Raw genomic sequence first — 25,331 nt, 5'->3', positions numbered from 1 at the left:
GCGCTCATGCAGCGCGTCCGTAGAACCCCTTCTGCTCGTCCTCGGTCATCCGCACGCCGGGGCGGTCGTAGAAGGAAAACACCGCGATGCGCCGGGCGGTTTCGCCCTCGACCGGGGTGACACGGTGGGCGGTGTTGCGGCCGCGGAACACGTTCAGCCCGCCCGCCACCAGCTTGACCCGCTGCACCTCGGGGTCTTGCCCGGCCAGCATCCGCGCCACGCCGTCGTAGTTCGGATCGCTCTCGGAGCGCAGGTCGGTGCGGTATTCGAACAGCCCGCCCTGATCGGGGGCTTGCAGCAAGATGGTCGTGGTGAATTCCGAGCGGTCGAAGTGCCAGTTCAGCGCCTCGCCCCGGCGATAGGTCATCACGTTCAGCCGGGCGAGCGGGTCGTCCATGGTGTAAAGCGCGGGCTTTTCCATGGTTGCGGCCAGGAACGCGGCAAAGGCGGGCCAGTCGTACAGCCGCTGCAGCACACCGCCCAGCTGGTCGGCGCAGAGCGTATGGTTGACAGTGCGGAAGGGCTTCAGTGCGGGGTGGTCGGAGGCCAGCCCCGGGATATCCTTGCGGAAATAGATGTTGTGGTCGCGGGCGTGGGTGAAGGCCTGATCCTGCCGGGCGGCAACCTCGTCCAGCGCCTGCGCCAGCGCCTGCGGTTTCAGGAAGCCCGCCAGATCGAACATGCCGTCGCGGGTCAAAGCGCGGCGGCAGCGGGCGACAAGCGCGGCATGGGCCTGCGTGCCGGGCTTGTCCAGAGGATAGGCGTCAAGGTCGATGATGTCCTGCATGGGGGCGCTCCTGTTGGCTGCGGTCTGGTCGATCTTGGAAGATTTCGCTCGCCGCGCAATGAGAGAAATTATAGGCTATCACAAGAATAACTGAAGGAAAGCCATGGCCCTGCCGCCGCTGACTGCGCTTCGCGCCTTTGAAACGGCCGCAAGACATGGTTCTTTCACCCGTGCCGGCGCAGAGCTTGGGGTGACGCCGGCGGCGGTGTCGCTGCAGGTCCGTGCGCTGGAGGCGCATTTCGGCAAGGAGGTATTCCTGCGGCAGGGCAACCGGCTGACGTTGACCGACGCCGGCCGTGCGATCCAGCTGCGGGTGGATCTCGCCTTTGCCGAACTGGCGGGTCTGGCGCAGGATCTGGGGCAGGAGTCCGGGCCGGCCCGCATGGTCCTGTCCTGCCTGCCGTCGCTGGCCGATCACTGGCTGGTGCCGCGGCTGGCCGGCTTTGACCGGCTGGGCGATCTTGACCTGCGGGTCGAGGATGATCCGGTGGACCTGTCGGGTGCGGCGGTGCGGCTGACCTATGGCGCGCATTTCTACCCCGATCACCGGGTGGAGACGTTGTTTGTCGACGAGATCATCGCGGTTGCCGCGCCGGGGATGGGGCGGGAAAGCCTTGTCCACACCGACTGGGGCCCGTCGCATGCCGCGGCGCCGTCCTGGGGGCGCTGGTATCATGCGGCGGAGCTGGGCGAGGCGCCGGGGCAGGGCCTGCGCCTCGGGCAGACGGCGCTGGCGCTGGCGGCGGCGCGGGCGGGTCTGGGCGCGGCGCTGGTGCCCGCGCATCTGGCCGAGGCCGATCTGCGGGCAGGGTTGATCGCCCGCCTGCCGGGGCCGGCGCTGCCCTTGCCCTGGCCCTATGTCATGATCTGGAAGCCCGCGACGCGGCGGGCGCGGCTGACGGCCGCGCTTCTGGATCACCTGCGCCGGGCGTGACCGCGGGTTTATCCGCGCCGGCCGCGGCGTTCGCGCGGGGCAGGGCCTGAGCCGCCCGTGCCGTCCGAGGCCGAGGAAAATGCCCCCAGCTTGGCCTGGATATCCTCCAGCGCGGGCACATCGCCGCGCGGCCGGCTTTCCAGCGCCGCGTGCATCGCCTTCAGATGTTCAGGCATGGTGCCGCAGCAGCCGCCGATGATCCGCACCCCGGCATCGCGCGCCAGAACCGCGTATTCGGCCATCAGCTCCGGCGTGCCGTCGTAATGGATATGGCCGTCGTGATACTTCGGAATGCCGGCATTGCCCTTGGCGATCAGCGGAATGGTCGCCCCGGCGGCGACAAAGCCCATCACGGTGCGCATCAGGTCGGACGAGCCGACGCCGCAATTGGCGCCGAAGGCGATCGGTGCGTAGGGCATGGCGTTCACCATCTCGACCATGCCGGCCGAGGTGACGCCCATCATGGTGCGGCCCGCGGTGTCAAAGCTCATGGTGCCGCACCAGGGCATGCCGGCGAGCTTCGCGGCCTCGGCGGCGGCGCGGTATTCCTCGGGGGCCGAGATCGTCTCGATCCACAGCACATCGGCGCCGCCTTCCTTCAGCCCCTCGGCCTGTTCGTGGAACATCTCGACTGCGGCGGCATGGGTCAGCGTGCCCATCGGTTCAAAGATGTCGCCGGTCGGGCCGACCGAGCCGGCCACCACCACCGCGCGCCCGGCAGCATCGGCAATCTCGCGGCCAAGGCTGGCGCCGATGCGGTTCAACTCGCGCACGCGGCCCTGGGCGCCATGCAGCTTCAGCCGGCTGGCGTTGCCGCCGAAGGTGTTGGTGAGGAAGATGTCCGACCCGGCCTCGACCGCCGAGCGGTAGAGGCTGCGGATGCGGTCGGGGTGATCGACGTTCCAGAACTCGGGCGGCTCGCCCGCGGTCAGGCCCATGTTGAACAGGTTGGTGCCGGTGGCGCCATCGGCCATCAGCCAGTCACGGCTGGCAAGCAGTTTGGAAAGCGCGTCCTGGGCCATGGCATCCTCCGGGTCTCAATCGGTCCTTTCTGCGATGTGCCACGGTCCGGGGGCCGTGGCAAACCCATAATCCGCATGATCCTGTTCGATTTCCCGCGCAAGCGGCGGGGGCCGGGTGATCGCGCGCCAGAGCGACAGGGCCGTCAGGGGCAGACCGGCCGGGTGCGCCGCGATCAGATAGCGCGGCGACCAGTGCGGCGCGAAGGCGGATTTGAAGCGCAGAAGACCGGTTGCGGCCAGATCCGGGCAAAGCGCGGCCAGAATCCTGCCGAGCCGGCCGCCCGGGCCAAAGGCGGCTTCGGGCACGGCAGCCAGCGAAACACGCGCGATCCCGAGTTGCCGGGCGTCCTCGATCGCGGCCTGAACCAGACTGTGCATGGTGCCATCCGGCAAGTCGGCGCCATGGCGCATCAGGTCAAGCGTCCATTCCCGGCTTGCGGCGTGAAAGCTGGCATAGGCGATGGGATGCCCCGCCTGCCAGGCGACATAAAGCCGTTGCCGGCAAAGGTATCCGCGGGCATGGCGACCCACGGAAAAGCCGCGCTCGCCACCATGGTCGCGCGCCCAGCGGGCGGCGATGTCGTCCATGTTGCGCCACGGCGCGGTCTCGGATGACATCTGCCGCACCGTGACGCCGGCGGCCGCGGCGCGGCGCAGCTTGCGGCGCAGGCCGGACCGCGCGGGGGCCGACAGGGCGGCGCTGGCCGGGTCCAGCCACGCCTCCCGGCCGATACGGCGGGGGGCGAACCCCAGCGCGCGGGCGCGGGCGGCGGTGCGGGCGCTGGCCTTGTAGACGGCAGGAAGCCGGCTTTCGCTGGCGGCAAGCGCCCCGAGAGCCAGCAGGGCGGCATCAATGGTCTCAGGCCTGCGGTGCGGTTCCGGATCGAAGACCGCGAACAGGCAGTGCCCGCTGCGACCGAGAAGCCAGCTCTGCTCGCCGATCGCTGCCAGCGCCAGCGTGCCCTGATGTCTGAGCCCGGTTTCGGCGCGTTGGGGAGCGTGCGGGAGATATCCCGCGGGCGGCGGCGATGCCGGGCCGGGACCGGCCACCGCCAGAGCCGCCCCGACGAGTGCCGGCAGGACGTAATAGACCATGCGCCAGGCCAGGATGGCGACCAGCAGGTCCGGTTGCGGTTGCACAGGCAAAAGGGCCAGCAGCGTGACTTCGAACGCACCCATGCCGCCGGGGGTGCCAAGCGTCAGGCCGGCGCCGAAGGCCAGCAGGAAGGCGGGCAGCAGGACGGTCAGGGCCAGATCGGCGCCGACGGGCAGCAGCAGGTGAAAGGCCAGCGCCGCGGCCAGCGTGTCGATGGCGCACAGGCCGACCAGCCGCGACAGCACGAAGCCGTTTGGCCAGCGGACCGGCAGGCCGGGCCAGCGCGGGCCGAGGCAAGACAGCAGGGCAAGGCCGAGCAGGACCGCAAGGGCCAGACCCGCCAGCGGCCGGAACGGGGCACCGGGCAGCACAAGCAGCGTGGCAGAGGTCACCACCGCCCATCCGGCAAGGAAGGACAGGGCGACGGCCGCAGTCAGGCGGGTGGCTTGCCACAGGCTGAGACCGGGCAACATCCGCCAGCGCAGGATCGCCCCCGAGATCAGTCCGAGCCCGAGCGTCTGGGACACCGCAATGGCCGCGATTCCCGCCCGCCGCGCCACCCGCGGCGGCAACCCCGTGGCGAAATGCCGGTGGATCACCCCGTCATATTGGCCGACGGCCCAGAAGGACAGGCCGGTGAACCCCAGCGCCAGAAGCCATTGCCACAGATGCAGCGCCCGGACCGCCGCTGCCAGCGCCGCAAGGTCGATCCGCGCCATCCGGTCGGCAAGAAGCCAGGCAAATACGCCGGACAGCAGCAGCGACAGGCCGGCGCGGGCCAGCAGCCGGGGCAGGGTGAAGGCAGGGCCGAACCGGTCGCCACGGCCAGCGGTGCGCGCCACGACCGGCAGACGCCCATTTCCAAATGCCCAGCGTTGAAAGGCCATGCCACCCCCTGAAAGATCGGGGAAGGCTAGGCCTGTGCAAGTATCCCTGCCCTTAACAGATAAAACTTTCCCGACATTTCCCCGTGCCCGTGCGGGGCACAAAGGCGAAAGCCGCCCCCGGGGCTGCGGGAGCGGCTTGCAAAGGCGGTTCAGCCGTTGTCGGGCGATCAGAACTCGGCCAGCAACTGGGCCTTGGCGACGGCCAGAAGCTCGCCCATCTTGGCGCGCACATCTTCGGAGCTGGCCTTGCCGGCCAGATCACCGGCGACCTTGCGCACGACGTCCTCGATCCCGGCCTCTTCGAAATCGGCGGAAACCACGCTCATCGCATAGTCATCGGCCGCGTCGCCCGACTTGCCCAAGAGACCCGCGGCCCAAAGGCCGACCAGCTTGTTGCGGCGGGCCTCGGCGCGGAACTGCATTTCCGAATCATGGGCATATTTCGCTTCAAAGGCGTGTTCGCGGTCGTCAAATGTGGTCATGGGCGGGCCCTCCGGGTGAATTCTGCGCTTGTGTCCCATATGCCCGCACGGGGCCTTGCGTTCAAGTCCCGAAGAAGCGGGGCGGGTTGCATGGGGCGCCGGCAATGCGTATAGGCGAGACAAAGGGCAGGGTGGCATTCGCCGCCCCGTTGCCCATTGGACAAGAGGCATGCATGGCGCGCAGGAAAAAGGTCTACGAGGGCAAGGCGAAGATCCTTTACGAAGGGCCGGAGCCGGGCACCTTGATCCAGTATTTCAAGGATGACAGCGCCCCGACTGCGGCAGAGCCGAAACCCGCGGCGGTCGACGGCAAGGGCGTGCTGAACAACCGTCTGTCGGAGTTCTTCATGTCCGGCCTGAACGCGATCGGCGTGCCGACGCATTTCATCCGCCGGGTGAACATGCGCGAGCAGATGGTGCGCATGGCCGAGATCATCCCGCTGGAAGTCGTGGTGCGAAACTTTGCCGCGGGCGAACTTTCGGCGCGTCTGGGCATTCCTGAAGGCATGGCCCTGCCGCGCCCGATCGTGGAATACTATTACAAGGACGACCGGCTGAACTCGCCCATGGTGGCCGAAGAACATATCGTCGCCTTCGGCTGGGCCAACCAGCAGGATCTGGACGACATGGTGGCGCTGGCGCTGCGGGTGAATGACTTCATGTCGGGCGTCATGCTGGGGGTGGGCGTGCGGCTCGCCGATTTCCGGCTGGAGATGGGGCGGATCTGGGAGGGCGATTTCATGCGGCTGATCGTGGCCGACGAGATCACCCCCGACAGCTGCCGCCTGTGGGACCTGCGCGCCATGACCGAGCGCGAGGGCCAGCCGGCGGCCGACGCCGTGCCGCTGGCCGATGTCTACACCGAGCTTGCGCGGCGTCTGGGGGTCCTGCCTTCGAACGTCACCCATACCACCAAGCCCACGCTCATCAACTGACCTTCCCCCTTGCCGCTAGGCGGCAGTGGGGGTAAGGGGCGGCAACGCCAATCTTGAGGGAATGCCATGAAAGCCCGCGTCACTGTCATGCTGAAAAACGGTGTTCTGGATGTGCAGGGCGAGGCGGTGCGTCACGCGCTGGGCACGCTGGGCTTTGCGGGCGTGAATGGCGTGCGGCAGGGCAAGGTGATCGAGCTGGATCTGGCCGAGACCGACACGGCCGCTGCCGAAGCCACCGTAAAGGCGATGTGCGAAAAGCTTCTGGCAAACACCGTCATCGAAAGCTACCGCATCGAGCTTCTCTGACGCGCCGGCCCCGGTCCGTCAGACAAGGCTAACCTGAGCCGCGCCGCTCAGGCGGCCAGGCGTGCCTCCGCGCCAAGGGTCATGGAGAGCAAGGCCTCGCTTTCCCAGTGTTTCAGGCTGCGATAGCGGTCCGGGCGGTCCATTGCGCCTTCGGGCAGCACGGCGAGCAGCGCATAAAGCTGGTCCGGCTCGCCGCCATGAAGCAGCCGGTCGCCCGGTTGCAGGCTTTCGCTTTCCACGCCTTCGGCCAGCACCATCGCATGTTCGCCAAGCAGGATATGGTGAAAACCCGTCTCTGCTCCGGGGGCCTCGCGGTAGATGCCGGCATGACCCAGCAGGTGTTCGGCCGGAACCAGAACCTTGTCCTCGCCGAACAGCAATTCGCTCTGCCAGCCGCCGAAAACCACGCGGTGGCTGGGTGACAGCCGCAGGCAGCGCGACGGGCGGCCCGAACCAAGGGCGCCAGCGGGAATGACCACCGCGCGCGAGGACGGGCAACGCAGCGCCTCGAACAGCCCGACGCGCCGGTCGCCGCGCCACAGCACGGGCAGGGCGTCGCCCTCGGCCGTCAGCACCGCCTCACCGGGTTCAAGGCTTTCGACCGGGCGCGGGCCCTGCGGGGTCTCGACCAGCGTGCCGGTGGCAAAACAGATCAGCACCGGCGGCCCCGAGGTGCTGACGCCGGTCAGGGTATGGGCGCCGTTCGGAAAGGCGTTCATTGTCACGAGGCCAAGGTTCTGGTCGGTGACGAAGAAATAGCGCTGGCCGTTCGACAGCGTGATGATCGTCACCGGATCGCCGCGCAGGTCGATCCCGTTCACATTGGACAGCTTGTTCGACATCGGCAGATTGGCCGTCATCTGGACTGTGAAGGTATAGGTGACACCATTGACGATAACCCAGGTATCGGGGTCCGGCAGGCCGTTGTTGTAGTCCAGCTTGAGATCGTTCGACGGGCTGTCCTGATTGGTGAAGGTCAACAGCGTCGTCGGCACGCTTGAGGTGCCCATGGCATTCAGCGAGGCGTTGTTCGCCGTCGAGGAATCCCCGCGTGCATAAAATGAGAGTTCCATTCCGGAATCGTCCTTCACCTATCTGCCTCGGGCGCTGGTCTGCCGACCTCTCGCGCCACGCGAAAACCGACCCAAAACAACTCCTAAAATAAGAATCAACTTGTCCGCGCCATGGAGGCGGGATGTCAGGAACAAGGTGAAAGTCAGGCAATTCTGACGCAAACGGAACAGACCGTCCGGCAGCATTGGCGGAACTCTGGGGCGGGTTCGGGCAGCAGCGGGGCGCCGGGGAAGATGCGGGCAGCGATACTCACGGCCTATCGGCAGGATCTTGCGCTCGAGACGGTGGCGGACCCGGTCTGCGAGGCCGATGGCGTGGTGCTGAAGGTGCTGGCCTGCGGCATCTGCCGCAGCGACTGGCATGGCTGGGTGGGCGAACATCCGAAGGTGAAGCCGGGTGCCATTCCGGGCCATGAATATTGCGGCGAGGTGGTCGAGGCCGGACCTTTGGCGAAATGGCGGGTCGGAGAGCGGGTGATCGCGCCCTTCATCCTGTCCTGCGGGCAATGCCCGGAATGCCAGTCGGGCAACACCACCACCTGCCGGGCGCAGCGCGTGCCGGGTTTCGGCGAGCCGGGGGCTTACGCCGAATATGTCTCGGCGCCCCATGCCCATAACCTTGCCCGCCTGCCCGACAGCCTGACGCCGGCGCTGGCGGCGGGGCTGGGCTGCCGGGTGACGACGGCCTTTCATGCGCTGACAGGCCGCGCGGCTCTGCAGGCGGGCGAATGGCTGGCGGTGCATGGCACCGGCGGCGTCGGGTTGTCGCTGCTGATTCTGGGCCGGGCCCTGGGCGCGCGGGTCATCGTGGTCGATGTGGTGCAGGAGCGGCTTGACCATGCCTTGTCGCTGGGCGCCGAGGCGGCAGTCAACGCCCGCGGCGGCGATGTGGCGGCGCAGATCATCGAGATCACCGGCGGCGGCGCGCATGTCAGCGTCGAGGCTTTGGGGATCGAGGCGACGGCGAATGGCTCGCTCGAATGCCTGCGGCCCCTCGGGCGGCATGTGCAGGTCGGCCTGCCGGTCGGCCATACCGCGACCATGCAGATCAACATGAACGCGGTCTACATGAAGCAGCTTGCGCTTTACGGCTCGCGCGGGATGCCGTCCTGGCGCTATCCTTCGCTTCTGACGCTGATCGAGATGGGGCGGGTCGATGTCAGGCCGATCGTGGCGCGGCAGGTGGCCCTGTCGGACGCAACGGCGGAATTGCGGGCCTTCGACGGGCCGATGCCGCCCGGCGTGGCGGTCATCACCGACTTTGCCGGCTAGCCGATTTCCGGCGCGGAAATTGGACCGGAATTTATGCCAAATTCCGCCCGCGACAGATTTGGGGCGCCGGAGCGCGCCGCTGGCGCCGCATGGATATTTTTGCCAGTATGAAAGGCCAAAAGGGGTGGAAGCCTCGGGGGCTTTGCGCTATGGGGCGGCCATCCCCTTTTGTCCCGGAGGCCAAGGCCATGAAAGCCGCTGTCGTCACCTTCCCCGGTTCCAACTGTGACCGCGATCTGGCCGTGGCGTTCGAGCGCGCCGGCTTCGAGGTGGCGCGGGTCTGGCACAAGGACAGCGCCTTGCCGGCCGGCACCGATGTGGTGGGCGTGCCGGGCGGGTTTTCCTTTGGCGACTATCTGCGCTGCGGTGCGATTGCCGCGCAGTCGCCGATTGCGGCGGCGGTGCAGGCCCATGCCGCGCGCGGCGGCTATGTGCTGGGCATCTGCAACGGCTTTCAGGTGCTGACCGAGATGCGGCTCCTGCCCGGCGCGCTGATGCGCAACGCCGGGCTGACGTTCAACTGCAAGACGGTGGAGCTGAAGGTGGCCACCACCGCCAGCGCCTTTACCCAAGCCTATGCCAGGGGCCAGTCGCTGATGATCCCGATTGCCCATCATGACGGCAATTACACCATCGACGCCGAAGGCCTGCAGCGCCTGCGCGGCGAGGACCGCATCGCCTTCACCTATGGCCAGAACCCCAATGGCTCGATGGACGACATTGCAGGCGTGCTGTCGGAAAACCGCCGCGTCCTTGGCATGATGCCGCACCCCGAGCGCGCCAATGACCCGCTCTTGGGCGGCAATGACGGGGCCGGGCTGTTTGCCGGATTGATGGGCGGTATGGCGCTGGCCTGAGCGCCAGATGCTTGAGGCCCGCCGCCCCGGGGCCTAGATTTGCCCCATGAGCGATATGCCAGATCCCGACAGCCTGTCTGACGCGCCTTACGGCGGGTCGTGGCGCGTGCGTCTGGTGGGGGCGCTCCTGATCCTGCTGGCGGTCGGCGTGGTGCTGGTCACCAACCGATGGCTCTCCGAGCGCTTTACCGAAACCACCCGCAACCGGGCCGAGCTGCGGCTGGCGCTGTATTCCGGCAACATGCTGTCCGAGTTGCAGCGCACCTCGGTCGTGCCGCTGCTGCTGGTCGATGATCCGACGATCCGCGATGCCCTGGTCAACGGCAAGTTTGCCGATACCACGCTGAGGCTCATCAAGGTGCAGGGCGAGATCGGGGTGGCCTCGATCCTGCTTCTGGACGAGGACGGTCGCGCGGTCGGTGCGACCAACCGCAATCTTCTGGGCACCAGTCACCGCGCCAGCCCTTATTTCGTTGACGCGATGCGCAGCCGCGAGACGGTGTTCTCGGTCGCGCCGCGCGCGGGGGGCGGCCATGACTATACCTATTCGCGGCAGATCTTCGCCGAGGGCCGGGCGCTGGGCGTGATCGTCGTCGGCGCCGATCTGATGAAGCACGAGCGCGCCTGGGCGGGGTTGCAGGATGCGGTGATCGTGGCCGACAGCACCGGCACGGTGCTGCTGGCGACCGAACCTTCCTGGCGCGGCAAGCCCCTCGATGAGGCGATGACCAGCGCCGAGGAAACCTCGGCCTTCGGCCGGGCGCTGAAGGGCGCGGCGGACTGGGCGCAGAACCCGCCCGACGCCTATGTGTCTGGCGAGGCAGTGTTGCGCACCGAGGCGCGGGTGGCGTTCCGCGGCTGGCGGATGGTGGCCTTCACCGCCTATGATTCCGTGCGCGAGCGGGTGAATGGCGTCATCGCGCTGGAAATCATGGGTTTCGCCATTCTGGCGGCCCTGACCTTCTACATGCTGTCGCGCCGGGCCTGGTCGCAATCGCAAAGCCTGCAACGGGAATCGGCCGAGCTGCGGCTTTTGAACGCCCGGCTGTCGCGCGAGATCGCCGAACGCGAGAAGGTACAGAAGAACCTTGAGGTGGCCGAGCTTACTCTGGCGCAGTCGTCGAAGCTGGCGGCGCTGGGCGAGATGTCGGCGGCGGTCAGCCATGAGCTGAACCAGCCGCTTGCCGCGATGAAGACCTATCTCGCCGGCGCGCGGCTGTTGTTGCAGCGCAAGCGCCCGGATGAGGCGCTGTCGTCATTCCAGCGCATCGACGACCTGATCGACCGGATGGGCGCAATCACGCGGCAGCTGAAATCCTATGCCCGCAAGGGCGGCGAGGCGTTCGAGCCGGTGGACCTGCGCGCCTGCCTGTCCTCGGCCCTTGCAATGATGGAGCCGCAACTGAAGCAGCGCGTGGTGCAGATCACCCGCACGCTGCCGCGCCAGAAAGTGATGGTCATGGCCGATCGGGTGCGGCTGGAGCAGGTCATCATCAACCTGTTCCGCAATGCGCTGGATGCCACCAAGGACGTGACCAGGCCGCAGATCGACATCCTGATGACAGCGGGCGATGTGGCCACCCTTTCGGTGCGCGACAACGGCCATGGGATTGCCGACATCAGCTCGGTCTTCGAGCCGTTCTATACCACGAAGAAACCCGGCGAGGGCGTGGGGCTTGGCCTTGCGATCTCATCCGGCATCGTCACCGACCTTGGTGGGCGGTTGACCGCTCATAACGTCGATGGTGGCGGGGCGGTGTTTGAAGTTCAGCTGCCAGTGCTGAAGATGGCGTCTGGCGGCGAACAGAAAGCAGCAGAATGAAGAGGGCAGCATGGCACGGGCAATGAAAGTGGCGATCGTCGATGACGAGGCGGACATGCGGGCCTCGATCAGCCAGTGGCTGGCGCTGTCGGGCTTTGACACCGAAACCTATGCCAGCGCCGAGGAGGCGCTGAAGGTGATCGGGCCGGAGTTTGCCGGCGTCGTGGTCAGCGACATCAAGATGCCGGGCATGGATGGCATGGCGTTTCTCAAGCGCCTGATGGGGATGGATTCCGGCCTGCCGGTCATCATGATCACCGGCCACGGCGATGTGCCGATGGCGGTGGAGGCGATGCGGGTCGGGGCCTTCGACTTTCTGGAAAAGCCGTTCAACCCCGACCGCATGACGGAACTGGCCAAGAAGGCCACGCAGGCCCGCCGGCTGACGCTGGACAACCGCGCCTTGCGCAAGGAACTGTCGGACGGCTCGACCATCATGAAGAAGCTGATCGGCGCCAGCCCGGCGCTGGAGCGGCTGCGCGAGGACATCCTTGATCTCGGTCAGGCCGACAGCCATGTGCTGATCGACGGTGAAACCGGCACCGGCAAGACGCTGGTGGCCCATGCGCTGCATGCGGTGGGGCCACGGGCGTCGAAGAAATTCGTTTCCGTCTCTTGCGCCGCCTGGGGCGAGGAGCAATTGGCGGCCAAGCTGTTCGGCCCGTCCGAAGACGGCAACCTGCCCTTGGTCGAGGAGGCGCGCAGCGGCACGCTCTGCCTTGAGGACATCGAGGCGCTGAGCCACGCCCTGCAGTCGCGGCTCCTGACGCTGATCAACGACCAGTCCACCCCGCCCGAGACGCGCATCATCGCGATCTGCAACGAACACGCGCCGGACAAGACGCTGGAAGACGCGCTGCGGCCCGACCTGTTCTACCGTCTGGGTGCCATGACCATCATCTGCCCGCCGCTTCGGGCGCGGGGCGAGGATATCCTGACGCTCTTTGCCCGCGCCTCCGAGGCCTTTGCCGAGGAATACGGCTGCGACGCGCCGCAGGTGACGGCGCAGGAGGCGGCGCAGCTTCTGCAGGCGCCATGGCCGGGCAATGTGCGCCAGTTGGTGAACATCGCCGAACGCGCGGTGTTGCAGAACCGGCGCGGCTCCGGCTCGATCGCCAGCCTGCTGATGGCCGACAACGAGGCCTCCGGTCCGGCGATGACGACCGAGGGCAAGCCCTTGAAGGAATATGTTGAAAGCTTCGAGAAAATGCTGATCGACAACACCATGCGGCGGCACAAGGGCTCGATCACCGCAGTGATGGACGAGCTGTGCCTGCCGCGCCGGACGCTGAACGAGAAGATGGCGAAATACGGGCTGCAGCGGCAGGATTACACCTGAGGCGGGGCCTCATCGCGCGCTGCGCGGCTCTTCGGGGGCGACAGGGACCGTCTGCGCAGGCCCTGACTGTCAGAAATCCGTTGTAATCCCCCGGCCTTTGCCGCTAGTTTGGCCATAAGGGGCGTCCTGCCCCGGCGAAATTCTCTGCCCAACCTGCGCTGGCGCCACATATGCGCCGCAAGGGACGGGCGGTCGGATCGGCCCGATTGGCCGCGAAATTGTCCGTAAGCCTTTGTTTTTGCAAGGGCAGACCGGGCTAATATAGGTGGGCGGCTGCATAGGCCGCTCAGACGTGAACCGCGATGACGCGCGCTGTGATTGCATTGACAGGCGAGGAGTGCCCAAAGGGCACATCCCGCCGGTCTGCTTTGCGTGCGCCCGCCCGAACAAGCCGCCCTGACCCGTATGACCAGCCCGCCGGCCCGCCGGTGGACCTTGTGCGCAACGGGCGCAATGGATTGATATGTCTAAGAAAATGCTTATCGACGCCACCCATGCGGAAGAAACCCGCGTGGTCGTGGTGGACGGCAACAAGGTCGAAGAATTTGACTTTGAAACCGTAAACAAGCGCCAGCTTGCCGGAAACATCTACCTCGCCAAAGTGACCCGCGTGGAGCCTTCGCTTCAGGCGGCCTTCGTCGATTACGGCGGCAACCGGCACGGCTTCCTCGCCTTTGCCGAGATTCACCCGGATTATTACCAGATCCCGGTGGCCGACCGCAAAGCGCTGCTGGAAGAAGAACGCGCCTTCAATCGCGCCGAGGAAGAAGAGGAAAACCGTCGCTCGCGACCGCGCCGTGGCCCGAAACCTGCGCCGCGCGCCGAAAAGGCCGCTGCCGGGGACGAGGTGAAGACCGCCGAGATTTCGGCCATGGACGTGGTCGATCTGGGCGAGGACGAGGCGCTGGAAGCCGCGATGCCGGAAACCGCAGCCGGCTCCGACGCGCCGGCCCCGCGCGAACCGGCCGAAGAGACCGGTGGCGGCGACCATGCCTATCACGCCATCGACCATGCCTCCGACACCGATGACGACATCGAATCCATCGCCGAAGAGGACGTGGCCGAGGAAATCGCCGCGCCGCGCCGCCCGCGCGCCCGGCGCTACAAGATCCAGGAAGTCATCAAGGTGCGCCAGATCATGCTGGTGCAGGTGGTCAAGGAAGAGCGCGGCAACAAGGGCGCGGCGCTGACCACCTATCTGTCGCTCGCGGGTCGGTACTGCGTGCTGATGCCGAACACCGCCCGCGGTGGCGGCATTTCGCGCAAGATCACCCAGGCCGCCGACCGCAAGAAGCTGAAGGAAATCGCACAGGAGATCGAGGTGCCGGAAGGCGCGGGTCTCATCATCCGCACTGCGGGCGCCAAGCGCACCAAGCCGGAAATCAAGCGCGATTACGAATACCTGATGCGGCTTTGGGAACAGATCCGCGAGTTGACGCTGAAATCCATCGCCCCCGCGCCGATCTATGAAGAGGGCGACCTCATCAAGCGGTCGATCCGCGACCTGTATTCCAAGGAAATCGAGGAAGTGCTGGTCGAGGGCGAGGCAGGCTATCGTACCGCCAAGGACTTCATGCGGATGATCATGCCCAGCCACGCCCGGCAGGTGCAGCGCTATGCCGACCAGACCCCGCTCTTCGCCCGCTATCAGGTCGAAGGCTATCTCGGCGGCATGTTCAACCCGGTGGTGCAGCTGAAATCCGGCGGCTACATCGTGATCGGCGTGACCGAGGCGCTTGTGGCGATCGACGTGAACTCGGGCCGGGCGACCAAGGAAGGCTCGATCGAGGATACCGCGCTCAAGACCAACCTTGAAGCCTGTGACGAGGTCGCGCGTCAGCTTCGCCTGCGCGACCTTGCCGGCCTGATCGTCATCGACTTCATCGACATGGAAGAGCGGCGCAACAACGCCGCCGTCGAGAAGCGCCTGAAGGACAAGCTGAAGACCGACCGCGCCCGGATTCAGGTCGGCCGGATTTCGGGCTTTGGCCTGATGGAGATGAGCCGCCAGCGCCTGCGCCCCGGCATGCTGGAAAGCACCACCCAGCCCTGCCCGCATTGCCATGGCACCGGCCTTATCCGCTCGGACGACAGCATGGCGCTGCAGGTGCTGCGCGCGCTGGAAGAGGAAGGCACGCGCAAGCGGTCGAAAGAGGTGCTGCTGAAGGCGCCGATCGGGATTGTGAACTTCCTGTTCAACCAGAAGCGCGAGCATATCGCGCTGATCGAGGCGCGCTATGGCATGTCGGTGCGGATCGAGGCCGATCCGGCGCTGATCAGCCCCGATTACGCCATCGAAAAGTTCAAGACCGCGACCCGTGTCGTGCCGGAAACCAGCCCGGTGATCTCGGGCCATGCCGGTCTGATGGGCGCCCCGGTGGATGAGCCGGAGGATGATTTCGTCGAGGAAGATCTGGCCGACGAGGCCGAGGAGGAGACCACGGTCGAAGCGACCCCGGCAGCCGAGGCGGCCGAGGCCGGTGGCGCGACGCGCAAGCGTCGGCGTCGGCGGCGTCGGCGCAAGCCGGGCGGCGCTCCGGGCGAGGCGATGTCCGCGACCGGGCAGGGCGCCGACGACGCCGGAGACGAGGACGACGAAGATGACGAGGCCGACGAGGCCGAAGTCGCCGCCGAAGCCGCTCCGGCAGAGGTGACGGCCGCCGCCCCGGTCGAAGCCCCCACGGACGCGGAAACGTCCGAGGCTCCTGCCAAGCGCACCGTGACGCGCAGCCGCAAACCGGCGGTGTCCAAGGCCAAGCCGGCCAAGGTCGCGGCCGCGCCTGCCGCAGAAGCGCCGGTCGAGCCCGAGGCGACGGCACCCGCCAAGGCCGCGCCGAAACCGCGCAGCCGCACGGCCAAGCCCAAGGCCGAAGCCCCGGTTGCCGCCGAGGAGGCCGCTCCGGCCGCCGCGGCAGAGGCCGAAGCGCCGAAGCCGAAGGCCAGCCGCAGCCGCGCCAAGCCCAAGGCCGAGGCGGCGGCAACTGTGGCGGAAGCGGACGCACCGGCCCAGACGGCAGAAACCTTTCCCGCCGATCCGATCCTGAACGAGCCCGCCCCGACCGCGGCGCTGCTGCCCGATCCCGAGGACAAGCCCGCCACGGCAGACACCGCGGGTGAGCCGCCGGCGGAGGATGGCCCGCCCAAGGCCAAGAAAAAGGGCTGGTGGTCGCTCGGTCGGTGAGATCGGGCCAGTGAAATCAGGATGGGGCGGCGGGGAAACCTGCCGCCCTTTTCGCTGGCGGAGGTTGGTCAGCCCGCCTGAATCAGGTAGACCCCGACCGCCCCCTCTTGCCGCGCCTCCAGAAACACATGCCCCGCCGCGGCGCAGAAATGCGGCAGGTCGATCGCGGCCATGCCATCGGTGGCCCGCACCGCCAGCACCTGCCCGGGCCGCATCGCCAGCAACCGCTTGCGTGCGCGCAGGACGGGCAGCGGGCACAAGAGCCCCTCGCAATCCAGTTCAACGTCGATCTTCATCGCCCCAGCCCCCTGCCTTGACCCAGATAGCCCCGGCGCTGGCCCCGACGCCAGCCCCGGATCGCGCGATTTGACGGGGATGTGACAGTCTGCCGGGGTGACGCGACGACGCGCTCCGGCTATCAGGGGGCGTAAGGAGACAGACATGTTCGGTTTCGACATCCTCGATGCAGGGCTGATCCTGGCCAGCGTGCTTGCCTTCACGGGGGGGCTGCTGTCGTTCCTGTCGCCCTGCGTGCTGCCGGTGGTGCCGCCCTACCTTGCCTATATGGGCGGGATTTCCATGGGCGAGATGACGGCTGAAGCCGGCCGCGCCTCCGCCCGCCGCCGTGTCATCCTGCCGGCGCTGTTCTTCGTCCTTGGCCTGTCGACGGTCTTCCTGCTCCTTGGCTTTGCCGCCTCGGCCTTTGGCCGGTTCTTCCTGTCGAACCTGGAAACCTTCAACCGCATCGCCGGCGCGGTGGTCATCGTCTTTGGCCTGCATTTCCTTGGCCTTTTCCGCATCCGCATCCTCGACCGCGAGGCGCGGCTTGACGCGGGCGACCAGGGCGGCTCGGCGCTTGGGGCCTATGTGTTGGGGCTGGCCTTCGCCTTTGGCTGGACGCCCTGCAACGGGCCGATCCTGTCGGGCATCCTGACTATGGCGATGCAGGGCAACGAGTTGAGCCGCACGCTTTACCTGATGGCGGTCTATGCCTTGGGCCTCGGTCTGCCCTTCCTGCTGTCGGCCATCTTCATCGCGCAGGCCATGGGCATCATGAAACGGCTGCGCCCGCACATGCGCAAGATCGAGATCGCGATGGGGCTGCTTTTGCTTGTGGTTGGCGTGACGCTGTTCACCGGCACCTTCTCGGTCTTCTCGGGCTGGCTTCTTGACGCGCTGGAAGCGCTCGGCCTGCCGCTCCTCGGCTGATACCCCCTTAATTTCGCCAGGGTTTCGTGCCAGCCTGTCGCCATGGGGGATGAGCCGGGAATGGGTGAGGGGCAGCAAGCGCAAACTGCGGTGTTCCGCCGCCGGGTGTTCTACATCCCCGGCTATGACCCGATTCACCCCCGCCGCTACCGCGAGCTTTACCGCAAGGAGGGCGCCGATCAGGCGCGGATTTCCGGCTATGGTATCGAGCTGAAACCGAAAGCCGGGCAGGGCCCCTATGGCTGGCACGTCACCTCGCAGATGGACGGGTGTCGGACCGAGGCGGATGTCGAGGTGCTGGTCTGGGCCGATATCGTCAAGGCCTCGATGGATCAGGGCATTGCCCGGACCTATCTGCAGATGCTGCGCACGGCCTGGGCCTATATCGGCTCGGGGGCACTGTTCCGGTTGATGCGGTTGCGCAAGGGGCCGATGATCGCGGCGCTTTACCCGGTCATCTTCCTGATCGTGCAGCTTCTGGTCGCGGTTCTGGCGGGCTGGGGGCTGGGCGCGCTTGTCGCCCATCTCAGCCACTGGACGCTGGGGCTGGGGGCGGGCGGGGCGCTGGTCTTGGCGCTGCTCCACACCTTCAAACGCTGGGACAACAAGATCTTCGCCTATTACCTGATGCACGACTACGCCTATTCGGCGCAGGCCAAGGGCGCGAACCCGCCGGAGCTGGAGGCCCGCATGGCCGATTTCCGCGCCGCGATTGCCGAGGCGATGACCGGGGATTTCGACGAAGTGCTGGTGGTCGGCCATTCGTCGGGCGCGCATCTGGCGGTTTCGATCCTGTCGGATCTCCTGCGCGGCGGCCTTCCCGCCCGGCGTCCGGCGCTGGCCTTTCTGTCGCTGGGGCAGGTGGTGCCGATGGTGTCCTTCCTGCCCGAGGCGCGGCGGCTGCGCGCCGATCTGGCCTATCTGTCCACCCGTGAAGAGCTGTCCTGGGTCGACGTCACCGCTCCGGGCGATGGCTGCGCCTTCGCGCTCTGCGATCCGGTGTCGGTCTCGGGGGTGGCCCCGGCGGGCAAACGCTGGCCGCTCGTGGTCACGGCGGCGTTCACCAGGACGCTGTCGCCCGCGCGTTGGGCCGAACTGCGCTGGCGCTTCTTCCGGCTGCATTTCCAGTATCTCTGCGCCTTCGACCGGCCCGGCCATTACGACTATTTCCGCATCACGGCGGGGCCGCAGACGCTCGCGGCGCGCTATGGCGGACGGCAGCCGTCAAAAAGTCGCATTGAGACGGCGTTGTCAGGCTATAGAACCACGGCATGACGCCTCCGAAACCGCCCCCCCGCCGCGACAAGGCCAGCCTCTGGCAGCATCTGCGGCTGTTCCGGCGCGACATCCTGTCCTCGCAACCGGCCCGGCTCTATCGCGCCTGGATGGCCGAGTTCCGCACCCCCTTCTTCCGCAGCTACCTGTGCAACGATCCCGCCCTGGTAAACCGGATCCTGGTGGAGCGCCCCGACGATTTTCCGAAATCGAACCGCATCCGCGAGGGGTTGAACCCGCTTCTTGGCAATTCGGTTTTCGTGACCAATGGCGAGACCTGGAAACGCCAGCGCCGGATCATCGACCCGGCCTTCGAAGGCGGGCGGTTGCGCGATACCTTTCCGGCCATGGTGGCGGCCGGGCAGGGGGCGGTGGCGCGGCTTGCGCCGGGCGACATCGAGGTGGAAGAGGCGATGAGCCACGCCGCGGCGGATGTGATCTTCCGCACGCTGTTCTCGATCCCGATCGACCTTGAGGTCGCCGCGGCGGTGTTCCACGAATTCCGTGCCTATCAGCGCACCCAGCCGCTGCTGAACCTCGCCGCCTTCCTGCCGCTGCCGCGCTGGTTTCCGCGCTTTCACCGTCGCGCGACCAGTCGTTCCGCCGCGCAGATCCGCACTCTGATCACCCGGCTCTGCGAAGCCCGCGCCGCCGAGATTGCGGCGGGAACCGCCCCGGACGATCTTGCCACCAAGATCATGACGACGCGCGACCCGGTGTCGGGCGAAACCTTCAGCACCGCCGAGATGGTCGATCAGGTGGCGATCTTCTTCCTTGCCGGGCATGAGACCAGCGCCTCGGCCCTGGCCTGGGCGCTTTACCTGCTGGCGCTTTACCCCGATGTGCAGGACCGCGTTGCCGCCGAGGCCGCAAGCCTGCCGGACACCCCCGATTTTGCCGCCCTGTCCCGCCTGAAGTTCACCCGCGATGTGTTCCGCGAGGCGCTGCGGCTCTATCCGCCGGTGCCGATGATGGTGCGGGAAAACGGTTGCCCCGAAGAGATGCGCGGGCGCAAGATCGCACCGGGGGCGCAGATGGTGCTCTCGCCCTGGCACTTGCACCGCCACGAGCGCATCTGGCCGAGCCCCGACGCCTTCGACCCCGACCGCTGGCAGACCGAGGAAAACCGGGCCTGCATGCGGGACGCCTACCTGCCGTTTTCGGCTGGGCCGCGCGTTTGCACCGGGGCGGGGTTTGCCATGGTGGAGGGGCCGCTTTTGCTGGCGATGCTGGCGAAACATTGGCGATTTGAGCGGGTTGCGGGCCGCGATCCGGTACCGGTGGCGCATCTGACAGTGCGGGCGAAGGACGGGATCTGGCTGACCCTTGGCCGCCGCTAGCCAGAGTTTGGACCAAACTCTGGTGCCGGAGTTTGCGCGCAAACTCCGCAAATGATTTCTGTGCGCAGAAATCGCTGCCGTCAGGCCAAGCGTCGGATGGGTTCGTTGTTGCAGAACACCACGAATTGTCCTGCGTTCTCGACAACCGGAAAGCCGCGTCGTTTCATTTCTTCAAGGAATGCGCGGCGGCCATAATAGCGTTCTACGTCGCGCACCTGTCGCCGGACAATGCCGCCTTCCAGGGCGGCTTGCGACGCAAAAAGATGTCTGATCCAGCCTTCGGGCGAGAGCGGGCGAACAAGGTTGGTCATGGCTTTCCTCCTGCCGGAAGCATGCCAAAACACCCTTAACGCGCCGTTAAAGCCCGCAACACCCAAACCCGGATGGCCGAAGCCAGCCCCGCATCGCCGATGCGCCCGGCGTCCACCTCGGCGGCAAGCTCATTCACCGACACCCCGCGCGCCTGGGCAAAGCCTTGAAACGCTTCCCAGAATTCCGCCTCCAGCGAGACGCTGGTGCGGTGGCCCTTCAGGGTCAGCGAGTGTTTGACGGGCCGCCCGGTCATTCGCGTTCATGCCCGTCAAGGTCGCGGCGGGCCTTTTCGGCCCGCGCTTTTTCAAGGTCTTTCTCGGCCTTGGTCCGGCCGAACTTCGCGGCGTTCTCATCGCCCTGCGCGCGGGTCCGATCCCGGTCCCTGGCCTTGCGGGCCGTGCGCAGGTTGATGATTTCGGCCATCGCTCAGCCTTTCGGGCCGATCATGTCCTCGGGCCGCACGATGCGGTCGAAGGTTTCGCCATCGACGTAGCCCAGCGCAATCGCCTCTTCGCGCAGCGTGGTGCCGTTCTTGTGGGCGGTCTTGGCCACCTTGGTCGCTGCGTCATAACCGATGGTGGGCGCCAGTGCCGTCACCAGCATCAGCGATTCCTTCATCAGCTTTTCAATGCGGGCGGTGTTGGCCTGCGTGCCGACCACCATGTTGTCGGTGAACGACCCCGCCGCATCGCCCAGAAGCTGCATGGATTGCAGCACGTTATAGGACATCATCGGGTTGTAGACGTTCAGCTCGAAATGGCCCTGCGACCCAGCAAAACCCACCGCCGCGTCATTGCCCATGACATGGGCGCAGACCATGGTCAGCGCCTCGGCCTGGGTAGGGTTCACCTTGCCCGGCATGATCGACGAGCCGGGCTCGTTTTCCGGCAGGATCAGCTCGCCCAGCCCCGAGCGCGGGCCAGAGCCCAGCAGCCGCAGGTCATTGGCGATCTTGAACAGGCTGGCGGCGACGGTCTTCAGCGCGCCCGAGAACATGACCATGGCGTCATGCGCGGCCAAGGCTTCGAACTTGTTCGGGGCGGTGACGAAGGGCAGGCCGGTGATCTCGGCAATCTGCGCCGCAACGCGGCCGTCAAAGCCGACCTTGGTGTTCAGCCCGGTGCCGACGGCGGTGCCGCCCTGCGCCAGTTCGTAGATATGCGGCAGGCACATCCTGACCCGTTCGATCCCGCGCTCCACCTGCTTGGCATAGCCGCCGAATTCCTGCCCCAGGGTCAGGGGCGTGGCATCCTGGGTATGCGTCCGGCCGATCTTGATGATGTCCTTGAACTCGGCCGATTTCGCCGCCAGCGCCTTGTGCAGCTTTTCCAGCCCCGGCAACAGCACATCGCGCGCCATCATGCCGATGGCCACATGCATCGCGGTCGGGAAAGTGTCGTTCGACGACTGGCCCATGTTCACATGGTCATTCGGATGCACCGGCTTTTTCGAGCCCTTCACTCCGCCCAGCATTTCGATGGCGCGGTTCGAGATCACCTCGTTGGCGTTCATGTTCGACTGGGTGCCCGAGCCGGTCTGCCAGACGACCAGCGGAAAGTTGTCGTCGAACTTGCCCGCGATCACCTCTTGCGCCGCCGCGGCGATGGTCTTGCCCAGATCGGCATCCAGATCCCCCTGTGCGATGTTGACCAGCGCGCAGGCCTTCTTGATGACGCCAAGCGCGCGGATGATCGCGACCGGCTGGCGTTCCCAGCCGATGGGGAAGTTGATGATCGAGCGCTGGGTCTGTGCGCCCCAATACTTGTCGGACGGAACCTCCAGCGGGCCAAAGCTGTCGGTTTCGGTGCGGGTCGCGGACATGGGTCTTGCCTCCTGATGTGTTGCAAGCCTCATAGGGGCAGCGTCGGGAAATTTCAATCGGCATACCGTCGCATACCGATTTCAATGCGTCGCGGACGAAGCTTCCGATTGGCGGTAAAAGCGGAAGATCCGGGCTGGCGGGATGTTGCGCCAGATCCGCGGCCCGGTCGCGACCGCGAGGCCCAGCCGTTCAAGGCTTTCCGGCGGCAACGGCGGCTGCGCGCCATAGGTGAACTGCACCATGGCCCCACCGGGAGCCAGAGTGCCGAAGGCGGCGGCAACGATGGCTTCCCGCAGGGCGGGCGGCATCGACAACAGCGGCAGGCCCGAGATGACCTTGCCCACCCGGTGCGTGCCAAGCAGTTTCGGGGCATCCTGTGCGGGGCCGTGATGCACGGTGACGCCGGGAAAGCGGGCGCGCAGGTGCCGCACGAAATCGCCGTTCATCTCGAAAAGCACCAGATCATGCGGCGCGACACCGCGCGCCAGAATGGCCTCGGTCAGCCGCCCGGTGCCGGGGCCGAACTCCACCACCTTGCCCATCGCGGGGTGAAGGCCTGCGGTCATGCCGCGGGCCAGCCAGGGCGAGGACGGCGAGATCGCCGAAACCTGCCGCGGGTTGCTGATTAGCTGCCGAAGAAAGAGCGTGGTTTCCGAACTCATGCTGTCGCCCATCCGCCTAATGCTTGCGGAACTTGTCGAGGCTGACGACCTGCGCATCGTGCTGCGGCGGCTCGGGATCGTCCTCGGGGTCGTCCTCCTCGTCTTCGTCCTCGTCCTCGTCATGGGTTTCGAACCTGAGGCCGAATTCGACCGAGGGGTCGACGAAGGTGCGCACCGCGTCAAAGGGAATGATGAGCGGTTCCGGGCTGTTGCCGAAGTTCAGCGTGATCGAGAAGCCGTCCTCGGTAACGGTGAGGTTTTCGAACCAGTGCTGGATGACGATGGTCATTTCCGCCGGATAGCGCGCGCGCAACCAGTCGGCGATCTCGACGCCTTCGACGGTGGTGTCGAAGGTGATGAAGAAATGATGCGCGCCCGGCAGGCCATGGGCGGCCACATCCCTGAGAACGGTCTGGATCAGGCCCCGCATCGCCCGATGCATCAGATTGCCGTAATCAATGGATCTCGCCATGCCTGCTCCATTCGCTGCGCTGCGGCCAGCATAGGGGATTCGTTCGTGAAGGGAAGGGGCCGGGTCAGATCAGGGTTGCAAGAGTTGAGGCAAGCGCAGCCGTGGCCAGAACCGCAGGCAGCGGCCAGTGGCGGCGCAGCAAAAGCCAGGCCGCGACGCCTGCAATGCCAAGCGCCACGGGCTTGAGGCTGGTCGGGTCCGGCAGGCTGAGGCGGAGCGGGCCGAGATCAAGCGCGGTGACGGTGCCGAAAATCACATGCAGGGCAAACCACAGCGACAGATTGGCGATGACGCCGACGACGGCGGCCATGATGCCCGCCAGCGCCCCGGCAAGGCGGGGCTGCGCGGTCAGCCGCGCGATATGCGGGGCACCGAGGAAGATCCACAGGAAACAGGGGGCAAAGGTCATCCACAGCGCGACCGCCGCCCCCGCCAGCGCCATGGCCCAGCCCCCGGCGTGCCAGCCCGCCATGAAACCGACGAACTCGGTCACCAGGATCAGCGGCCCCGGCGTGGTTTCGGCCAGTCCCAGCCCGTCCATCATCTCGGCGGTGCTGAGCCAGCCCTGCACCTGTACCACCTCCTGCACCATCCAGGCCAGAACCGCATAGGCACCGCCAAAGGTCAGCAGCGCGAGTTTCGAGAAATAAAGCCCGATCTGCGCCAGCAGTCCGGCCTCGATCAGCCAGAGCGCGGCAAGCGGGCCAAGCCAGACGGCGGACCAGATCAGCGCCGTGCGCAGGCTGTGGTCCCGTCGGGCATGCGGGGCAGGGGAAAGCGGGGCGGTGCCCTTGGCCAGCCACGCCGCACCGGCCAGACCGGCGGCCAGAATGACCACCGGGAAGGGCAGGGCAAGGGCGAAAAGGCCAAGGAAGGCCGCCAGCGCGATCATCCGCTCGGTCCGGCCCTTCAGGGCGCGGCGCGACACCCGCAGCAGGGCTTCGATCACGATGGCGACGACGGCGGCCTGAATGCCCTGAAACGCGGCTGCAACCAGTGGCACGCCGCCAAAGGCGGCATAGATTGCCGACAGCGCCAGCACCACGCAGGCCCCGGGCAGCACGAACAGCCCGCCCGCGATCAGCCCGCCCAGCGTGCCATGGGTGCGCCAGCCGATCCAGGTCGCCAGCTGCATCGCCTCGGGGCCGGGCAGCAGCATGCAGAAGGACAGCGCCGAGAGGTAATCCTTCTCCTCGACCCAGCCATGCTCATCGACGATCTCGCGGTGCATCAGCGCGATCTGCGCCGCCGGACCGCCAAAGGACAAAACCCCGATGCGGGCGAAGGCGCGGGTGAGATCAGCGAGCGAGGGCGTCATTGCGCGCGCCCCGCCGGCCAGTCATGGCCTTCGTCAAACCCGTCGCGCGCCCAGCGATACAAGGCGTCGTAAAGCGGCATCGCCGCCTCCAGCTGTTCAAGGTCATCGCGGTATTGCCGCGACAGGCCGACGGACAGCGCCAGCAACCCGGCCGCCTGTGGCGCAAGGTCGTGGCGGTCGGTGTCGGCGCCGCGCACCACCGTTGCCAGCCGCTCCAGCGCTGGCGTCGACAGGCCGAAATCGGCGATCAGGGCGTCAAAGCTGCACTGCTCGCCGCGATGGCTGAACGTCACGCCTTCAATATCGAAGGGCGTGGCGCCGAAGCGCTCGGCGACGGCGGTGACTTCGGACGGAGCGACGAACAGGAAGCGCGCGGCGGGGTTGAGGAAGCGGCGGATCAGCCAGGGGCAGGCGATCCGGTCGATCTTGGGCCGGTGCCGCGTCACCCACAGCGCGGTGCCGGCGACCAGCGCCATTGGCACGACCGGCAGCCCCGCCTCGCGCCAGGCCACCTGCCCGCCTTCCAGAATTTCGGCCTGCCCGCCATTGGCGCGGATCAGGGCGGCGACGCCTTCGGACAGCTTCCGCCCCCGATTGCAGATGACGACGACCGGGCGGTCGGCCCGCACCGCGCCGGCTTCGCCATAGGGGACAGGCCGGGCGGCCGGAACGAGGAAGGGGTCGGCCGCCAGGTCTTCGGGCAGGCGCACATCCAGCAGCAGGGGCGCGTCGGGCGTGCCGATCAGGCGCAGCAGTTGTGCAGGGGAAATCACGCTCGGTCTGGGCATGGGGCATCCGATCAGAAGAGGGGATGCGACGCTTTGGCCTGACGCCTCACGAGGCGCTCGCTTGGCCCCACGATCCATGAATTAGCGTCAGGCTTGCCACCGGTCAAGCGATCTTGCGGCGCGGGCAGGTTAAGCGGCTG

General features: G+C 66.9%; 25 protein-coding genes. 11 read left to right on the top strand and 14 right to left on the bottom strand.

Going from position 1 to position 25,331, the window contains the following annotated elements; genetic code table 11:
• Positions 1-4: 4 nt before the first annotated feature.
• A complete protein-coding gene (locus G4Z14_RS13810; protein ID WP_164626712.1) occupies positions 5-787 on the bottom strand; it encodes a HalD/BesD family halogenase in 783 nt (260 codons plus the stop codon).
• A gap of 103 nt (positions 788-890) precedes the next feature.
• On the opposite strand from G4Z14_RS13810, the gene G4Z14_RS13805 reads away from it, so the two are divergent.
• A complete protein-coding gene (locus tag G4Z14_RS13805) occupies positions 891-1,721 on the top strand; it encodes a LysR family transcriptional regulator (RefSeq protein ID WP_164626710.1) in 831 nt (276 codons plus the stop codon).
• An 8-nt stretch (positions 1,722-1,729) separates the two neighbouring features.
• On the opposite strand, the gene bmt is transcribed toward G4Z14_RS13805, so the two are convergent.
• The 3 genes from bmt to G4Z14_RS13790 form a co-directional block, all read right to left on the bottom strand.
• The gene (gene bmt / locus G4Z14_RS13800; RefSeq protein ID WP_164626708.1) at positions 1,730-2,743 is read right to left on the bottom strand and encodes a betaine--homocysteine S-methyltransferase; all 1,014 of its coding nucleotides are present in this window, start codon (positions 2,741-2,743) and stop codon (positions 1,730-1,732) included.
• Between the two features lie 15 nt (positions 2,744-2,758).
• Positions 2,759-4,726 carry a phosphatidylglycerol lysyltransferase domain-containing protein gene (locus tag G4Z14_RS13795; protein WP_164626706.1) on the bottom strand — a complete coding sequence of 656 codons (1,968 nt, stop codon included), beginning with the start codon at positions 4,724-4,726 and terminating at the stop codon, positions 2,759-2,761.
• A gap of 167 nt (positions 4,727-4,893) precedes the next feature.
• A complete protein-coding gene (locus tag G4Z14_RS13790) occupies positions 4,894-5,208 on the bottom strand; it encodes a DUF1476 domain-containing protein (protein WP_164626704.1) in 315 nt (104 codons plus the stop codon).
• A 173-nt stretch (positions 5,209-5,381) separates the two neighbouring features.
• Between G4Z14_RS13790 and G4Z14_RS13785 the strand changes: the two genes are divergently transcribed.
• Complete coding sequence (locus G4Z14_RS13785) at positions 5,382-6,143, top strand: phosphoribosylaminoimidazolesuccinocarboxamide synthase (protein ID WP_164626703.1); 762 nt, start codon at positions 5,382-5,384, stop codon at positions 6,141-6,143.
• A 66-nt stretch (positions 6,144-6,209) separates the two neighbouring features.
• Complete coding sequence (gene purS, locus G4Z14_RS13780; protein ID WP_164626701.1) at positions 6,210-6,449, top strand: phosphoribosylformylglycinamidine synthase subunit PurS; 240 nt, start codon at positions 6,210-6,212, stop codon at positions 6,447-6,449.
• Positions 6,450-6,496: 47 nt separating this feature from the next.
• Here purS and G4Z14_RS13775 read toward each other — a convergent pair whose 3' ends face one another.
• A complete protein-coding gene (locus G4Z14_RS13775; protein WP_164626699.1) occupies positions 6,497-7,522 on the bottom strand; it encodes a Hint domain-containing protein in 1,026 nt (341 codons plus the stop codon).
• A 234-nt stretch (positions 7,523-7,756) separates the two neighbouring features.
• On the opposite strand from G4Z14_RS13775, the gene G4Z14_RS13770 reads away from it, so the two are divergent.
• The 5 genes from G4Z14_RS13770 to G4Z14_RS13750 all read left to right on the top strand — a co-directional run bounded on the left by G4Z14_RS13770 (position 7,757) and on the right by G4Z14_RS13750 (position 15,993).
• Positions 7,757-8,794, top strand: a complete 1,038-nt coding sequence (locus tag G4Z14_RS13770; protein WP_164626697.1) for a zinc-binding dehydrogenase — start codon at positions 7,757-7,759, stop codon at positions 8,792-8,794.
• A 188-nt stretch (positions 8,795-8,982) separates the two neighbouring features.
• A complete protein-coding gene (gene purQ / locus G4Z14_RS13765) occupies positions 8,983-9,651 on the top strand; it encodes a phosphoribosylformylglycinamidine synthase subunit PurQ (protein WP_164626694.1) in 669 nt (222 codons plus the stop codon).
• Between the two features lie 55 nt (positions 9,652-9,706).
• A complete protein-coding gene (locus tag G4Z14_RS13760) occupies positions 9,707-11,473 on the top strand; it encodes a sensor histidine kinase (RefSeq protein WP_407703835.1) in 1,767 nt (588 codons plus the stop codon).
• Positions 11,474-11,483: 10 nt separating this feature from the next.
• Complete coding sequence (locus G4Z14_RS13755; protein ID WP_164626690.1) at positions 11,484-12,812, top strand: sigma-54-dependent transcriptional regulator; 1,329 nt, start codon at positions 11,484-11,486, stop codon at positions 12,810-12,812.
• 463 nt (positions 12,813-13,275) lie between these two features.
• Positions 13,276-15,993 carry an Rne/Rng family ribonuclease gene (locus G4Z14_RS13750; protein WP_164626688.1) on the top strand — a complete coding sequence of 906 codons (2,718 nt, stop codon included), beginning with the start codon at positions 13,276-13,278 and terminating at the stop codon, positions 15,991-15,993.
• A gap of 68 nt (positions 15,994-16,061) precedes the next feature.
• Here the strand turns inward: G4Z14_RS13750 and G4Z14_RS13745 are convergent, their stop codons facing one another.
• A complete protein-coding gene (locus G4Z14_RS13745) occupies positions 16,062-16,289 on the bottom strand; it encodes a sulfurtransferase TusA family protein (protein ID WP_164626686.1) in 228 nt (75 codons plus the stop codon).
• Between the two features lie 145 nt (positions 16,290-16,434).
• Between G4Z14_RS13745 and G4Z14_RS13740 the strand changes: the two genes are divergently transcribed.
• From G4Z14_RS13740 to G4Z14_RS13730, 3 genes are read left to right on the top strand one after another with little or no spacing between them, the layout of a single operon-like run.
• Positions 16,435-17,202 (top strand): cytochrome c biogenesis CcdA family protein, encoded by a 768-nt coding sequence (locus G4Z14_RS13740; protein ID WP_164626684.1) that lies wholly within the window; start codon positions 16,435-16,437, stop codon positions 17,200-17,202.
• Positions 17,203-17,262: 60 nt separating this feature from the next.
• Entirely contained in the window at positions 17,263-18,477 is a 1,215-nt protein-coding gene (locus tag G4Z14_RS13735; protein ID WP_164626682.1) for a hypothetical protein, read from the top strand.
• Positions 18,474-19,817: a cytochrome P450 gene (locus tag G4Z14_RS13730; protein WP_164626680.1), complete on the top strand. Its 1,344-nt coding sequence runs from the start codon at positions 18,474-18,476 to the stop codon at positions 19,815-19,817. Before G4Z14_RS13735 ends, G4Z14_RS13730 begins: the two co-directional genes overlap by 4 nt.
• 80 nt (positions 19,818-19,897) lie before the next feature.
• On the opposite strand, the gene G4Z14_RS13725 is transcribed toward G4Z14_RS13730, so the two are convergent.
• From G4Z14_RS13725 to G4Z14_RS13690, 8 genes are all read right to left on the bottom strand, one after another.
• Complete coding sequence (locus G4Z14_RS13725; RefSeq protein ID WP_164626678.1) at positions 19,898-20,128, bottom strand: N-(5'-phosphoribosyl)anthranilate isomerase; 231 nt, start codon at positions 20,126-20,128, stop codon at positions 19,898-19,900.
• Positions 20,129-20,163: 35 nt separating this feature from the next.
• Positions 20,164-20,382: a ribbon-helix-helix domain-containing protein gene (locus G4Z14_RS13720; protein WP_164626676.1), complete on the bottom strand. Its 219-nt coding sequence runs from the start codon at positions 20,380-20,382 to the stop codon at positions 20,164-20,166.
• Positions 20,379-20,552: a DUF4169 family protein gene (locus G4Z14_RS13715; protein WP_164626674.1), complete on the bottom strand. Its 174-nt coding sequence runs from the start codon at positions 20,550-20,552 to the stop codon at positions 20,379-20,381. Before G4Z14_RS13715 ends, G4Z14_RS13720 begins: the two co-directional genes overlap by 4 nt.
• Before the next feature lie 3 nt (positions 20,553-20,555).
• Positions 20,556-21,950 (bottom strand): class II fumarate hydratase, encoded by a 1,395-nt coding sequence (fumC, locus tag G4Z14_RS13710; RefSeq protein ID WP_164626673.1) that lies wholly within the window; start codon positions 21,948-21,950, stop codon positions 20,556-20,558.
• Between the two features lie 81 nt (positions 21,951-22,031).
• Positions 22,032-22,613, bottom strand: coding sequence for a class I SAM-dependent methyltransferase (locus tag G4Z14_RS13705; RefSeq protein ID WP_164626671.1), 582 nt, complete (start codon positions 22,611-22,613; stop codon positions 22,032-22,034).
• Positions 22,614-22,629: 16 nt separating this feature from the next.
• The gene (locus tag G4Z14_RS13700; protein WP_164626669.1) at positions 22,630-23,085 is read right to left on the bottom strand and encodes an SspB family protein; all 456 of its coding nucleotides are present in this window, start codon (positions 23,083-23,085) and stop codon (positions 22,630-22,632) included.
• A 64-nt stretch (positions 23,086-23,149) separates the two neighbouring features.
• Entirely contained in the window at positions 23,150-24,403 is a 1,254-nt protein-coding gene (chrA, locus tag G4Z14_RS13695) for a chromate efflux transporter (RefSeq protein WP_164626667.1), read from the bottom strand.
• A complete protein-coding gene (locus G4Z14_RS13690; protein ID WP_164626666.1) occupies positions 24,400-25,191 on the bottom strand; it encodes a chromate resistance protein ChrB domain-containing protein in 792 nt (263 codons plus the stop codon). Before G4Z14_RS13690 ends, chrA begins: the two co-directional genes overlap by 4 nt.
• Positions 25,192-25,331: the final 140 nt, after the last annotated feature.

Origin of the sequence: Tabrizicola oligotrophica (assembly GCF_011008935.1) — a bacterium.
Lineage (GTDB): Bacteria > Pseudomonadota > Alphaproteobacteria > Rhodobacterales > Rhodobacteraceae > Tabrizicola_A > Tabrizicola_A oligotrophica.
Note: the sequence above shows the minus strand (reverse complement) of the source record. Positions and strands in the feature narration are given on the sequence as shown.